The 13,414-nt window shown below is 68.2% G+C and carries 11 protein-coding genes; 4 read left to right on the forward strand and 7 right to left on the reverse strand.

What is annotated here, in order from left to right:
* Positions 1 to 181: 181 nt before the first annotated feature.
* Positions 182 to 1,729 (forward strand): MFS transporter, encoded by a 1,548-nt coding sequence (locus BPODLACK_RS10740; protein WP_236577655.1) that lies wholly within the window; start codon positions 182 to 184, stop codon positions 1,727 to 1,729.
* Here the strand turns inward: BPODLACK_RS10740 and BPODLACK_RS10745 are convergent, their stop codons facing one another.
* The 6 genes from BPODLACK_RS10745 to BPODLACK_RS10770 all read right to left on the reverse strand — a co-directional run bounded on the left by BPODLACK_RS10745 (position 1,730) and on the right by BPODLACK_RS10770 (position 7,853).
* Positions 1,730 to 2,611 carry an LLM class flavin-dependent oxidoreductase gene (locus BPODLACK_RS10745; protein WP_159405294.1) on the reverse strand — a complete coding sequence of 294 codons (882 nt, stop codon included), beginning with the start codon at positions 2,609 to 2,611 and terminating at the stop codon, positions 1,730 to 1,732.
* A gap of 131 nt (positions 2,612 to 2,742) precedes the next feature.
* Positions 2,743 to 4,005 (reverse strand): fatty acid desaturase family protein, encoded by a 1,263-nt coding sequence (locus tag BPODLACK_RS10750; protein ID WP_159405242.1) that lies wholly within the window; start codon positions 4,003 to 4,005, stop codon positions 2,743 to 2,745.
* Positions 4,006 to 4,013: 8 nt separating this feature from the next.
* The gene (locus BPODLACK_RS10755) at positions 4,014 to 5,129 is read right to left on the reverse strand and encodes a ferredoxin reductase (protein ID WP_159405243.1); all 1,116 of its coding nucleotides are present in this window, start codon (positions 5,127 to 5,129) and stop codon (positions 4,014 to 4,016) included.
* A gap of 124 nt (positions 5,130 to 5,253) precedes the next feature.
* Entirely contained in the window at positions 5,254 to 5,733 is a 480-nt protein-coding gene (locus BPODLACK_RS10760; protein WP_159405244.1) for a DUF456 domain-containing protein, read from the reverse strand.
* A gap of 15 nt (positions 5,734 to 5,748) precedes the next feature.
* Positions 5,749 to 7,416 (reverse strand): formate-dependent phosphoribosylglycinamide formyltransferase, encoded by a 1,668-nt coding sequence (gene purT, locus BPODLACK_RS10765; RefSeq protein ID WP_159405245.1) that lies wholly within the window; start codon positions 7,414 to 7,416, stop codon positions 5,749 to 5,751.
* 74 nt (positions 7,417 to 7,490) lie between these two features.
* Complete coding sequence (locus BPODLACK_RS10770) at positions 7,491 to 7,853, reverse strand: UBP-type zinc finger domain-containing protein (protein ID WP_159405246.1); 363 nt, start codon at positions 7,851 to 7,853, stop codon at positions 7,491 to 7,493.
* A gap of 44 nt (positions 7,854 to 7,897) precedes the next feature.
* On the opposite strand from BPODLACK_RS10770, the gene BPODLACK_RS10775 reads away from it, so the two are divergent.
* The gene (locus BPODLACK_RS10775; RefSeq protein WP_159405247.1) at positions 7,898 to 9,490 is read left to right on the forward strand and encodes a Na+/H+ antiporter; all 1,593 of its coding nucleotides are present in this window, start codon (positions 7,898 to 7,900) and stop codon (positions 9,488 to 9,490) included.
* Positions 9,491 to 9,581: 91 nt separating this feature from the next.
* A complete protein-coding gene (locus tag BPODLACK_RS10780; RefSeq protein ID WP_159405248.1) occupies positions 9,582 to 9,974 on the forward strand; it encodes a hypothetical protein in 393 nt (130 codons plus the stop codon).
* 4 nt (positions 9,975 to 9,978) lie between these two features.
* On the opposite strand, the gene BPODLACK_RS10785 is transcribed toward BPODLACK_RS10780, so the two are convergent.
* On the reverse strand, positions 9,979 to 11,589 hold the full coding sequence (locus BPODLACK_RS10785) for an adenylate/guanylate cyclase domain-containing protein (protein WP_159405295.1): 1,611 nt from the start codon (positions 11,587 to 11,589) through the stop codon (positions 9,979 to 9,981).
* Positions 11,590 to 11,734: 145 nt separating this feature from the next.
* Between BPODLACK_RS10785 and BPODLACK_RS10790 the strand changes: the two genes are divergently transcribed.
* Positions 11,735 to 13,153, forward strand: a complete 1,419-nt coding sequence (locus BPODLACK_RS10790) for a carotenoid oxygenase family protein (RefSeq protein WP_159405249.1) — start codon at positions 11,735 to 11,737, stop codon at positions 13,151 to 13,153.
* Positions 13,154 to 13,414: the final 261 nt, after the last annotated feature.

Below are 13,414 nucleotides of genomic sequence, written 5' to 3' on the forward strand. Positions count from 1 at the left end.
GTTGATGCAATATTCCGTGTACGCCGCGCTGGTTGCGGTTTCCCTGCCGAGCCGCCGGACAATGGATGTCTGCGCCTCTTCGCGCGGCAACCATCGCCTTGTCCTCCCGAGACGACGACCTGTGGTCACGTCCGGCCACCGGGCGCTGCCCACTCCCACCCGAGATCGAAAGCGAGAGTGCGTGACCACCACGTCCACCTCCACCGCCCTGCCCGCTCCGCCGGAGCGCCGGACCGCCACCGTCGTGATGGCCTGCATCGGCGTCTTCGTGGCCTATCTGCCGATCACGAGCGTCGCCGTCAGCCTGCCGGCGATCGGGAACGCGCTCGGCGCCTCGACCGCGCAGTTGTCCTGGGTTCAGGACGCCTTCGTTCTGCCGATGGCGGCGTTCATCCTCACGGCAGGAGTGTTCGGCGACGTCCACGGCCGCCGCAAGGTCTATCTCACCGGTCTCGCACTGTCCGCCCTGGGCGCCGTCGTCGCACTGTCGGCGCAATCGATCCAGCTCGTGTGGGCCGGTCAGGCTCTGGCCGGCACCGGTGCCGCCGCACTGTTGCCGACGACCCTCGCGCTCATCAGCCACGCGGTGCCCGACTTCCGTGAACGCGGCAAGTTCATCGGCATCTGGGCGTCGTCGCTGATGCTGGCGCTGACCGTCGGCCCGCTGATCGCCGGCCCGGTGGCCGAGGGCATGGGCTGGCGCTGGATCTACGTGCTGCCCATCCCGTTTGCCGTCGCCGCGTTCGCGGTGGCACTCGCCGTCCTGCCGGAATCCCGCGCCCCGCACACCCGACGCCTCGACTGGGCCGGTCAGGTGACGGCCGCCGTCGCGGTCACCGCACTGGTCTTCGGCGTGATCGAGGCCGGCGTCAACGGGCTCGCCGATGCCCGTGTGATCGTCGCCCTGGTGATCGCCGTCGTCGCGGGTGCAGCCTTTGTCGCCGTCGAACTCCGCTCGGACAGCCCGATGCTCGACCTCGCGCTCTTTCGCAGTCGCGCGTTCACCGTCACCACCCTGATCGCGATGATCAGCTTCCTGGCTCTGATCGGCTTCATCTTCGTGCTCAGCATGTACTTCGGCATGGTCCAACAGCTCGGCACCGTCGAGGCCGGCTGGCGACTCGCGCTGATGAACGGCGCCTCCATGGTCGTGGGTGCGCTCGCGGGCAAGATGATGCACCGGGTCCAGGCGCGCGTCATGATCGGCGGCGGCCTGGCCATGGTCGCGGTCGCGCAGTTCGCGCTGCTCACGATCGACGCCGACACCACGTTCGTCTCGATCGGCTGGCGCCTGATCGTGCTCGGCCTGGGCATGGGCCTGGTGATGGCCCCGATGACCGCGACCGCGGTCTCCGCGGTGCCCTACCGGCTCGCGGGTATGGCGGCGGCCGGGAACAACGCCTTCCGCCAGGTGGGTGGCGCACTCGGACCGGCCGTTCTCGGCGCATTGCTGACGGCGGGTGCCGTCGACTCGCTCCCGGGCAAGCTCACCGCCGCCGGTATCGGCGACGAGGTGCGTGACAGCGTCGTCGCCGCGGTGGACGGCGAGGGTCTCGGCGCGGTCGCCGGTCTCGACCTCGGCGCCGACACGCCCACGGTCATGAACGCCCTCGGCGACGCGTTCCTCGACGGCATGCACCTGTGCCTGATCTTCTCGGGCATTCTCTCGGCCGCAGCCGCCCTGCTGTGCGTCCTCTCGCTGCGCCCCGGCCGGGACGCCGACCACTAGTCAGGCGAACGCCGCGGCCACATCCGCGGCGCGCCGGAGCTGATCGAGGTCCGAACTCGTCGGGATGAGTTGCACCTCGTCGGTACCGATGTCGGCGAATCGCCGCAGGATGTCCGCGAGTTCGGCCTCGGTACCTGCCCAGCCCGTCGTGGGAGCGATCGCGTCGACGAACTCCGACGGAATCCAGTTCATGTAGTGGTGCAGATGCCGCGTCACCTGTGCACGCGGACCGTCACCGTCGCCGATCGCGAACCAGAACGACGTCGCGAGATGCGGCGCCGGCTTGCCGGCTTCGGCCCACGCGGAGCGTGCGACGTCGAAGAGTGCGTTCTGTTTCTCCGTGTCGAGGTCGAGGGTGACCCCCGCGATGCCGTCGGCCCAGTCGACGGCGCTGCGGATCGTCTTGGGTCCGGTGGTGCCGACATGCAGCGTCGGACCGCCCGTGCGATGGGGCGGCGGACCGACCGGCAGCACCGATTCGGTGAGCTTCTCGCGGGCCCACACCCGCTTCATGGTCGCGGCTCGGTCGGCGAGCTGCCGCATGGTCTGGGTGGACGGGTCCGCGCCGACAGCCCGGTAGTCCTCATGCCGGCCACCGACCCCGAGTGCCACCGTCAGCCGCCCCTCCGACAGCAGGTCGCCGGTGGCCAGTGACTTCGCCAGCATCACCGGGTCGTGGAGCTGCGGCACGACGACGGTCATCACCAGCGGGACCCGCCGGGTCCAGGCGGCTGCCGCGCCCAGGAACGTCAGGCACTCGGGGTTGTCGAACGCGATGCGTTCACCCCAGCACAGGGAGCTGAACGGACCGTCGTCGGTGGTGGTGGCCCACGAATGAAGCGTGCCTGCGTCGAGGTCCGGCTCCATCACGGGCATCGTCATCCCGATGCGCACGGCGCCATTCTGGCATGGACTCCGCGCACCCGGAGACGCTTTCGCAGATGTCGCGTATCGTCGTGCGGTTCGCTACGATGCGCGACATCCGAGGTGGCGCAACGGTTTCCGTTCGATCACTACACCGTTGCGGCCCGACCCACGTTCGCCGACCGCACCGGCGAGTTCCGCAACTCCCGCAACGCCGTTCGGAGACCGCGACGCTTTCCCGTCGCCGGATCGACACCGAAGTGGTCACTCAAACCCTCACGGATCGCGAACCGAAGCTCCGAGGCGGTCTCCGGCGCGTCGTCGGCGGTCGCCTTCAGCAGCGAATTCGGCAGTGCCAGTTTGGCGATCGTCCGGAACGATTGTGCGTACTGGTCCAGGAGCGAACCCGTCGTGTAGGGCAGGTCGTACTTGTCGCACAGTTCCCGCACCCGCACCCCGATCTCCTCGTACCGACTGCTCGGCAGGTCCGGGAAGAGGTGGTGCTCGATCTGATGACTGAGATTACCGCTCATGAATCGCATCAGCGGACCGGCCTTGAAGTTCGCCGACCCCAGCATCTGTCGCAGGTACCAGCGCGGCTGGTCCTCGTTCTCGAACTCCTCGACGGTGAACTTCTCCGCCCCGTCGGGGAAGTGGCCGCAGAAGATGACCATGTACGCCCAGTAGTTGCGGATGATGTTGGCGGTGAAGTTCGCGGTGATCGTCGTCTTCCAGTTGGGTCCCGCCAGGGCCGGGTAGATCAGGTAGTCCTTGGCGGCCTGCTTGCCGACCTTCGTGCCGATCACCCGCAGGTCCTTCGCGGCCTGACGGTAGGTCTTCTCACCGTTGCGGAGTTTCTCCGTTTCCAGATGATGCAGCGCCACACCGTATTCGAAGAAAGTGCCGAGGGTCAGGTTGTAGATCGGGTTGCCCAGGTTCCACCACTCCCAGGGCTGGTCACGGGTGACGCGCAGGATTCCGTAGCCCACATCGTCATCCATCCCGACCACGTTCGTGTACTTGTGGTGGACGAAGTTGTGGGAATGCTTCCACTGCACGCTCGGACAGGTGGTGTCCCACTCCCACGACGACGAGTGGACCTCCGGATCGTTCATCCAGTCCCACTGCCCGTGCATCACGTTGTGCCCGAGTTCCATGTTCTCGATGATCTTGGCCAGCGAGAGCATGGCGGTGCCCGCCGCCCAGGCGATCTTCCTGTTGCTGAACATCAACGCGAGTCTCCCGCCGGCCGCGAGACCGCGCTGGAGGGTGATGGCGCGCCGTATGTAGCGCGCGTCGCGTTCACCGCGGGAGTCCTCGATGTCTCGCCTGATCACGTCGAGTTCGGCACCGAGGGTCTCGATGTCACTGTCGGTGAGGTGGGCGTACTGGTCGATGTCGGTGATGGCCATGAAGCCTCCTACAGATCGAGGGTGCATTCACCGGACACTGCACTGATGCAGGTCTGGATTCGTTCTCCTTCGCGACGTTCTTCGCCGGTGCGCAGGTCACGCACGTACCCACCCGCCAGCGGGACGACGCAGGTCTGGCAGATCCCCATCCGGCACCCGAAGGGCATCTGGATCCCGAGATCCTCACCTGCCTCGAGAAGTGTGGTGGCGCCGTCGACCTCGACCTCCTTGTCGGAGATCGCGAACCGGACGGTACCGCCCTCGCCGCCGTGATCGGTGCGGGCGATGGTGAACCGTTCGATGTGCAACCGTTCGCGCAGGCCGCCGTCCTCGTAGTGCGCCTCCATGGCGTCGAGCAGCGCCACCGGGCCGCAGGCCCAGCATTCCCGCTCACGCCAGTCCGGCGCCCACTCGTCCATCCGTGAGACGTCGAATTTACCCATCTCCCTTGTCAATTGGAGGTTGAGTTCATACTTCTCGGCCTCGTCGGCGAGCTGCTCCATCTCGTCGAGGAAGATCACGTCCTCGCGAGTGGGGGCGGAGTGTATGTGGACGATGTCCGGCGTCTGCCCGTGCGATCTGAGCTGGCGCAGCATCGCGATGACCGGGGTGATCCCGCTGCCCGCGGTGACGAAGAGGATCTTGCCCGGCACCGGCTCCGGTAGGTGAAAATCACCTCGTGGGGATTGCAGCCGGATGATGGTCCCTGGACTCACCCCGTCGACCAGGTGGGAGGACAGGAAACCGTCGGGGTTCGCCTTCACCGTGACCGCGATGGTCTTGGCCTGCTCGGACGACCCGATCGAGGTCAGTGAGTACGAGCGCCAGTGCCACCGGCCGTCGATCTGCAGGCCGATCCCGACGTACTGGCCCGGCTTGTAGTTCTCGGGGAATCCCCAACCCGTGCGGATCGTCACCGTAGCGGTGTCGTCGGTCTCCTTGGTGACGTCGAGGACCTTGCCGCGCAGCTCACGCGCACTCCACAGCGGGTTGATCAGATGCAGGTAGTCATCGGGGAGCAGCGGCGTGGTCGCCCGAGCGACCAGTCCGCGAAGAACATTCACCCCGGGTGCGCGCGCCTCGACTCCTGCCGCCGGGCGCTTGCTCCACTTGAGTAGGCCCACGCGCACTCCTCCCCTCGGACTCGACGTGGCATCGTGCCATCGGCGCACATACCCATCCGAGCGCGAAGGTACACACACGAGTGTGCCGGCGACCGTATGTAGAGGTCACGCGGAAGGGGCGCCGTCACCAGACGAAGGCGCCGCCCGTCCAGATGCTGGTTGCGACGAGCGCGAAGAGGAGTTCGATACCGATCGTCTTGGCCGCCGCCTTGAGAGCCGCGAGCGCGCCCCGCCAGGCCTGCTCGAGGCCTCGGGTCCGCACGAGTTCGGAGACGACCGCGCCCACCACGAATCCGAGCAACAGCCCGATCACCGGCACGACGAAGAATCCGACGATCCCGACGAGTCCGCCGATGACGACGGTCCGGTTCGGGATTCCGTCGGTGCGCAACGACTTTCCCGCGACGAGATACTTGATGACCTCGCCGACCGCGACCACCAGGATCGCCGCGGCGAACACGGACCAGGCCCAGCCGCCCACGACGAGCGCCCAGACGAACAGCGCGCACACGATCAGCAGCGTTCCCGGCAGAATCGGGACGACGATCCCGATCAGACCGATGACGATGACGGCCGCAACGAGCAGCTCACCCCAGAGCGGCACCTGTCCGTCGCCCGGTCACTCGCCGGCGACGGGCGACCCGGGGGCCGCCCCGTCGGCGGAATCCCCGGTCTTCACCAGGGACGTCATGACCGGAGACTGCCCCGGGGATGCCGAGCGTGGCGGACCGGCCGGACGGGGCGCCCCGGGGGGAGCAATCGGACGCTGGCCACCGGGGCCGCCGAGAGGACGAGGCGCCGGACGCGGTCCGGGTGGCGGAACGGGACGGCCGGGCGGGGGGACGGGGCGGCCGGGCGGCGGACCGATCGGCCCGGGCGGAGGTCCCGCGGCTCCCGGCGGCGCTGCCGAGGGTCCCGGCGGAGGTGCCGAGTGTCCGGGCGGAGGTCCCGGACGACGCGGCGGCGCGGGCGGAGGCGGCGGCAGGACCGTCGCCTTCCGGACGGCGGCCCGACCGGGGACCGGCGAGACGAGCGACGCCGCGCGCACGGCGCGCTCACGGGCGGCCGGGACGTCGTCGGCGGTCGCCGTGACCACGCCCATACGCCGGCGATGGAAGCTCTCGGGCTTGCCGAACAAGCGGATGTCGGTCTCGGGCACCGCAAGTGCCGCCGCGACGTTCTCGAATCCGATGGCGGGCTCGTCGAGTTGCCCGTAGATGACCGCCGAGGCGCCGGGCGACGCCAGCGTGACGTCGACGGGCAGGCCGAGGATCGCGCGGGCGTGCATCTCGAACTCCGACAACCGCTGGGTCGCCATGGTGACGAGACCGGTGTCGTGTGGACGTGGACTGACCTCGGAGAAGTAGACGTCGTCCCCCTTGACGAACAGCTCGACTCCGAAAACGCCACGGCCGGCGAGCTTTCCGTCGCCCAGAGCGGTGGCGATGCGCGCCGCGATCGATGTCGCCGAGGCGTGCGCGTCCGGACTCATCTCATGCGGCTGCCAGCTCTCCACGTAGTCGCCGTTGATCTGGCGGTGACCGATCGGCGCGCAGAAGTGCGAGGTGAGGACGCCGGTCCGGGGATCGATGGCCCGAACTGTGAGAAGTGTGATCTCGTAGTCGAATTCGATGAATCCCTCGACGATGACCCGGCTGCCCTGCACGCGGCCGGCGGTGTTCGCGGTCTCCCACGCCGACGCGACGTCGTCGGGTCCGCGCAGCACCGACTGCCCCTTGCCGGAGGAGGACATCACCGGCTTCACGACGCACGGGAATCCGATCTGCCGGGCGGCGACCGTCAGTTCCTCGAGGGTGTCGGCGAAGAGGTACGGCGACGTCGGCAGGCCCAGCTCCTCGTCGGCGAGGCGGCGGATGCCTTCGCGGTTCATCGTCGCGACCACGGCACTCGCGGTCGGGATGACCTCTGCAATGCCACGTTCGGCGACGTCGACGAGCGCCGCGGTGGCGATGGCCTCGATCTCCGGCACCACGTAGGCGGGCCGGTGCTTGTCGATCACGGCGAGCAGCGCGTCCGGGTCGGTCATGTCGATGACCTCGGCATGATGGGCGACCTGCTGGCCGGGCGCGTTGGCGTACCGGTCCACGGCAACGACCTCGACGCCGAGACGCTGGAACGCGATCACGACCTCTTTGCCGAGTTCGCCCGCACCGAGCACCATCACCTTGGTCGCCGTCGGACTCAGCGGCGTGCCGATAACGTCCGGCGGACCGATCGTCGGCGCCGGCTGATCCGCGCTGGTCGCGCTCTCGCTGTTCGACGTCATTCCCAAATCCTACTTGTCGTCAGTACATCTTCTTCCACGGTGACACCTGGTCGGGCGGTGTCGTGGTGCGGCTCTCAGCCGATGACCTCGTGCACGTAACACCACCGCCAGCTCTCGCCGGGTTCGGCGGACCGCATGACCGGATGGCCGGTCTCGTGGAAGTGTGCGGTCGCGTGCCGCCGCGGACTGGAGTCGCAGCAGCCGATGTACCCGCACCGCAGACACATTCGCAGATGCGCCCAGTGGTCCTCGCCGATCGCCACACATCCCTCGCAGCAGAGCTTTTCACCCGAAGCAGGCTCCGGCACCGGGATCGACCCGTCCGCGACCGCGGCGAGCTCGGGGCAGCGCGCCGACGGGTTCGACGAGTCGTCGGCGTCGGATGCCGGCCCCGACCGATGGCCGCCGCGGGTCGAGGACCGGCGAAAGATCTGCATGTTCACCATTATCAACGGCGCATCCGGCGATTACAGTCGCTCGGATGAGTGCATCGCTTCTGCTCGTCGCGGTCGTCGCGGTGGCGGTTGCTGCACTGTGCCGTCGCTACGGGCTGTCCTCGCCCCTGGTCCTGGTGACCCTCGGCCTGGCGGCCGGCTGGATTCCGAACATGCCGGCACCCGAGCTCGACCCGGAACTCGTGCTCTTCCTGATCCTGCCTCCCCTGCTCTACTCGGCCGCGCAGGAGAGCTCCTATCAGGCGATCCGCGCCAACTGGCGTGCGATCGGGATGCTCGCGGTCGGTCTGCCTCTGGCCACGACCTTCGTGGTCGGGGTCGTCGCCCACCTCACCGTGCCCAACCTCCCGCTCTCCGCGGCCCTCGTCCTCGGCGCCGTCGTCGCCCCGCCGGATGCGGTGTCCGCGCAGGCGATCGGCCGGCGCCTCGGCCTGCCCCGCCGCGTCATGACGCTCCTCGGCGGCGAGAGTCTGCTCAACGACGCCACGGCCCTCACCGCGTTCCGAATCGCGCTGGCCGCCGCGATAGGTGTCACGACCTCGCTGGGTGAGGGTCTTCTGACGTTCGCCGTCGCGGCGCTCGGCGGTCTCGTGGTCGGCCTCGTCGTCGGCATCGCGGTGTCGTGGGTGCGTATCTGGCTGACCGATCCGCCGATGGAGACCGCGATCGGGATGCTGGTCCCGTTCGCCACGTACTTCGTCGCCGAGCAACTGCACTGTTCCGGCGTCATCGGCGTGGTCACGGCAGGGTTGTTCCTCGGTCAGCGCTCGGTGCGCGTCGGCTACGCGACCCGCTTGCAGGACGAGGCGGTCCGCAAGTCGATCGACGTCATCCTGGAGGCCTTCGTCTTCTTCCTCATCGGTCTGCAGATGCCGTTCATCATCGAGGGCGTCGAAGGCGAGTCCTGGGTCCAGGTGGGCATCGACGCCGCAGCGGTCCTCACCGCCACGATCCTGATCCGGTTCATCTGGATCTATCCGGCCGCGTACCTGCCGCGCCTGTTCGTCCGCCGTATCCGCGAACGCGAACCCTTCCCACCCCCGTCCTCGGTGTTCATCGTGTCGTGGGCCGGTATGCGCGGGGTCGTCTCGCTCGCCGCCGCGTTCGGTATCCCGCTGATGACCGAGGCCGACGAGCCGTTCCCGGCACGTGCCGAGATCCTGCTCCTGACGTTCGTCGTCGTGGTCGGCACGCTCCTGATCCAGGGCACCACGCTGCCCTGGGTGGTGCGGGCGCTCGGCGTCACCGGCGACGAACGCGCACAGGACCGTCTCGCCTACGCCGCCGCTCAGGACCGTGCCGCACGCGAGGCCGAGCAGCGACTCGAGGAGATCGCGGCCGGCCTGGCCGACGACGACCCCCGACGCATGCAGGTGGTCCTGATGCACAAGTGGATCACCTCGCAGCGCAACGTGGCATGGGAGGAACTCGGCCGTGGACCGGAGGCGATCGGCGAGAGCCCCACCGCTGCGGGCTCCCGGATACGCACCGAACTCCTGCACCTGCAGCGCAAGGTTTTCATCGAGGAACGCAACGCCGGGCGCATCGACGACGAGGTCCTCCGGGTCGCGCTCCGCCGCCTGGATTTCGCCGAGGGACAGGACGACCGCGACGCGTGACCCCAGGCGTATCGAAGGGTCATCCATCCGACCGATGGCGGGGAGTTCTGCCCATGTCGCAGACGACAATTCTGCTCTAGCTTCGGTTCTCATGAAGACAACCCACATCCGCCTGGCCACCGCCGGCGCCTCCTTCGTCCTGGCCGCCGGCGCTCTGGTCACCGGCACCTCGTCGGCCGCCGCGACCCCGATCGCGCCGTCGTGCGACGCCGGCCAGCACACCGTCACCTCGGTCGTCACCGCGAAGTCGGCCGCAACCATCTGCGAGTGGGGCGACGGCAGCCTCGAATACCGGGGCGTGGCACGCAGCACCGGTAACACCCTGTGCATTCCGGTGGCGGAGGTTCACGAGCAGGAGAACGGCAGCGGCCGTTACTACTTCGTCGCCTACAACAACGGGTACAAGTACTCCGTGTTCGAGGGGCTCGGCCTCAGCATCGTCGGGCCCGACGGCATCCTGATCAGTTCCGAAGACGCCATCTGAGTTCTCACCCGGCCGCCGTCTCCCCCGGCGCCTTCTCCCCCGGCGTCGTGTGCGCGGTCGTCGTCTCCTCCCCGACGGCGGCCGCGTACACGATCGTCTCGGCGGTCCGGCCGCGCAGTGACAGGGTCTCCTGTCGCCGCCAGCGCCGGGCCTCCGCCGGGTCCGCGGCGTCGACCGCACGGCCCGCGGCGAGCGGACTCGCCGGATCCCGCTTGGCGAGTTCGGACAGCCGGGCACTCTCGTTCACCGGGTCGCCGATCACCGTGTACTCGAAACGTTCGATGGCACCGACGTTTCCGGCGACGACCGACCCGTAACTCACCCCCACGCCCGCGGACAGTTCCGGGACCTCGACCGCGAGGTCGGCGACGATGCGTCGCGCAGCCGCGAGCGCCGCACCCGCCGGGTCGTCGAGTTCGATGGGCGCACCGAAGATCGCCAGGACCGCGTCCCCCTCGAACTTGTTGACCAGGCCGTGCTTGTCCTCGACGGCCCGGACGATGACCGCGAAGAACTTGTTGAGGATCTCCACGACCTCGGTCGGACGGCGTTGCGCCGCAAGGGTCGTCGACCCGATCACGTCGACGAACAGCGCGGCGGCCACGCGTTCCGTACCGCCGAGCTCGGGGTCCGACGACAACGCCGCCTCGGCGACCTCGTGTCCCACGTGCCGGCCGAACAGGTCGCGCATTCGTTCCCGTTCCCGCAGACCCGTGACCATCGAGTTGAAGCCCACCTGGAGGTCACCGAGTTCGGTGCCGTCGTAGACCACGAGGTCCGCGTTGTCCAGATCGCCCGCGCGAACGCGGTTCATCCCCGCCCGTACGCTGCGGATCGGCCCGGTGATGCTCATCGATGACAACAGGGTCAGCAGCAGACCGGTGAACAGCGCGGTGAGTCCCAGAACCGTCACCCCGACGAAGAGATCGAGTTTGGACGTCTCGTCGCGCGCGACCCCGAACGCCACGACCAGCAGGATGCCGATGATCGGGATCGCCGAGCCGACCATCCACGACACCACCGCACGGGACTTCACGCCGGTTCGCTTCCGGCGGTGGAATCCGGCCGAGATCAGGTCGGCCACAACGGGACGCAGGGTGAAATCGATGAACAGGTAGGAGATCGCCACCACGACGACACCGCTCAGTCCGACGACGAACAGTGTCTTGGGGATCAGCTGCGGATCGACGATGCCGTACATGATCGTCAGCATCACCGCGGCGCCCGACCAGAGGAGACCCTGCACGAGCGACAGCCGCCACGGCAGTCGCATCGTCCGGCGCGCGTCTCGTTTGGTCGGAACCTCGTCGCGGATGACCCACCGCAGAACATGAACGCCGAGAACCGTTCCCCATCCGATGCCGATCACGAATGCGGCAAGGATGTACACCGGGACCACGATGAAGTTGACCCACCACAGTTCGGCGGTGAAGACGGTCGGCTCCGGGATACCGACCGCGGCGAGCGCGGCAGCAACGATCGCGCCGACCAGGTTCGCCACGACGATCGAGGTGGTCAGCAACGTCTGGATCCGGACCCGCTGCGCGAAACCGCTCTCGTCGGCAGAGCCGAGCAGGATCGACCCGTAGTCGCGGCTCCCCCGTCTCGCAAGCATGCCCAAGCTAATCACGACGACCGCCGTCCTCGCCCGTGTGCGGCCCTCGGATTCGGGACGAGCAGGGGAACTGGGCGCCACGACCTGGGTGAACACCCTAACCTGGACGCATCATCGTCTCCCTCGGCTCGCCGAAAGCAGCGCCATGACCGCATCCGATGTCCCGACCCGCCCCGCGCCGGTCGACATGTCCCGCAACCCGTTCCTGACCGGCGTGTTCGCCCCACAGCGCGACGAGGTGGACGCCACCGACCTGCCGGTCAGCGGTGAGATCCCCGCCGACCTGCGGGGCAGCTACCTGCGCAACGGACCAAACCTGCGCTTCGACCCGATCGGCTCGTACGTCTACCCGATCGACGGCGACGCGATGGTGCACCGCATCGGCTTCGACGGCGGCCGGGCGTCGTATCGCAACCGATTCGTCCGCACCCCGATGGTGCTGGCGGAAGAGGCTGCGGGACATGCCATCTGGTCGGGTATCACCGACGGTTACACTCCGTCGGCAGCCGAGGTCGGGGACCAGCTGGCCGGGACCGTGCGCGAACTCCCCGACATCAACATCGTGCGGCACGGTGGGCGGTTACTGGCGATGGCCGAGGCGGACCGGCCGTATCAGCTCGCACCCGCGGATCTCGCCACCTTGGCCCGCACCGACTGCGACGGCGCGATGTTCGTCGGCAGCACCGCTCACCCCAAGATCGATCCGTCCACCGGTGAACTGGTGTTGTTCAACTACGTCCTCGAGGCGCCCTACCTGACCTGGGCGGTGGTCGGTCCGGACGGGCGGGCAACCCGCGAGCCGACGCCGGTCGACGGCCTCGATGCGCCGATCATGATCCACGACATGGCGTTGACCAGCAGGTACATCGTCTTGTTCGTGTGCCCGCTCGTCTTCGACATCGAGTCCGTGATGAGCGGCGGGTCGTTGTTGTCCTGGCAACCGCAGCGGGGCACGCGCATCGCGTTGATCCCGCGGGACGGCACCGCGGTGCGCTGGGTCGACGCCGACCCGTTCTGGGTCTGGCATTTCGCCAACGCCTTCGACAATCCCGATGGATCGGTGACCGTCGACTATGTGGAATGGACCTATCCGGGCGGCTTCGCCGACCAGCCGACACGAGCGTCGTCGTCGCTGACGCGCGCAGTCATCCGACCCGATGCCGGGATCACCAAGACCGTCCTGAACAGCACCGAGCCGGACATGGAGTTCCCCCGGGTCGACGACCGGATGCTGACGCGGGAGCATCACCGCATCGCCAGCGTCGCCAAGGGACCGAGGGACAGCGGCGACCTCGACAGCCTGTGGTTCCACGACCTCGTCGCCGGGACGGAGAAGGTCTGGACGCCGGGTGCCGCGATCGGCGAACCGATCTACATCCCGGGTGCTGAACGCGACTACTGGGGTGCGATCGGCACGGACCCCACCGATATGACGTCTCGGTTCTACCTGCTCACCGTGGACGCACCCGAGGACGGCCCGATCGCGACTGTGGACTTACCGCTCCGCGTTCCCTCGGGACTTCACGGGGCGTGGCTGGCAGATCCTTCGCCCCACGCCGGTTGAGCCGACACCGAGCAACGCGAGGCGTCGCGTCGAAACCCGATTGCCACACCCACCCACCGACCCAACCAGCACGACACGAGGTTTCGACACGGTGGCTCGCTCCGCTCGCTACCGGCTCAACCAGCAGAAGCCCACGCCGGTTGAGCCGACACCGAGCAACGCGAGGCGTCGCGTCGAAACCCGGTTGCCACACCCACCCACCGACCCAACCAGCACGACACGAGGTTTCGACACGGTGGCTCGCTCCGCTCGCTACCGGCT

This window comes from Gordonia sp. YY1 (genome assembly GCF_009872315.1).
In the GTDB taxonomy this organism is placed as follows: domain Bacteria; phylum Actinomycetota; class Actinomycetes; order Mycobacteriales; family Mycobacteriaceae; genus Gordonia; species Gordonia amicalis.

What these genes read in the sequence shown, in the direction of transcription:
- BPODLACK_RS10745 (WP_159405294.1), bottom strand. Translation starts at nt 2,611, where the DNA reads ATGACGATGCCCGTGATGGAGCCGGACCTCGACGCAGGCACGCTTCAT.
- BPODLACK_RS10750 (WP_159405242.1), bottom strand. Translation starts at nt 4,005, where the DNA reads ATGGCCATCACCGACATCGACCAGTACGCCCACCTCACCGACAGTGAC.
- purT (WP_159405245.1), bottom strand. Translation starts at nt 7,416, where the DNA reads ATGACGTCGAACAGCGAGAGCGCGACCAGCGCGGATCAGCCGGCGCCG.
- BPODLACK_RS10770 (WP_159405246.1), bottom strand. Translation starts at nt 7,853, where the DNA reads ATGCAGATCTTTCGCCGGTCCTCGACCCGCGGCGGCCATCGGTCGGGG.
- BPODLACK_RS10775 (WP_159405247.1), top strand. Translation starts at nt 7,898, where the DNA reads ATGAGTGCATCGCTTCTGCTCGTCGCGGTCGTCGCGGTGGCGGTTGCT.
- BPODLACK_RS10780 (WP_159405248.1), top strand. Translation starts at nt 9,582, where the DNA reads ATGAAGACAACCCACATCCGCCTGGCCACCGCCGGCGCCTCCTTCGTC.
- BPODLACK_RS10785 (WP_159405295.1), bottom strand. Translation starts at nt 11,589, where the DNA reads ATGCTTGCGAGACGGGGGAGCCGCGACTACGGGTCGATCCTGCTCGGC.
- BPODLACK_RS10790 (WP_159405249.1), top strand. Translation starts at nt 11,735, where the DNA reads ATGACCGCATCCGATGTCCCGACCCGCCCCGCGCCGGTCGACATGTCC.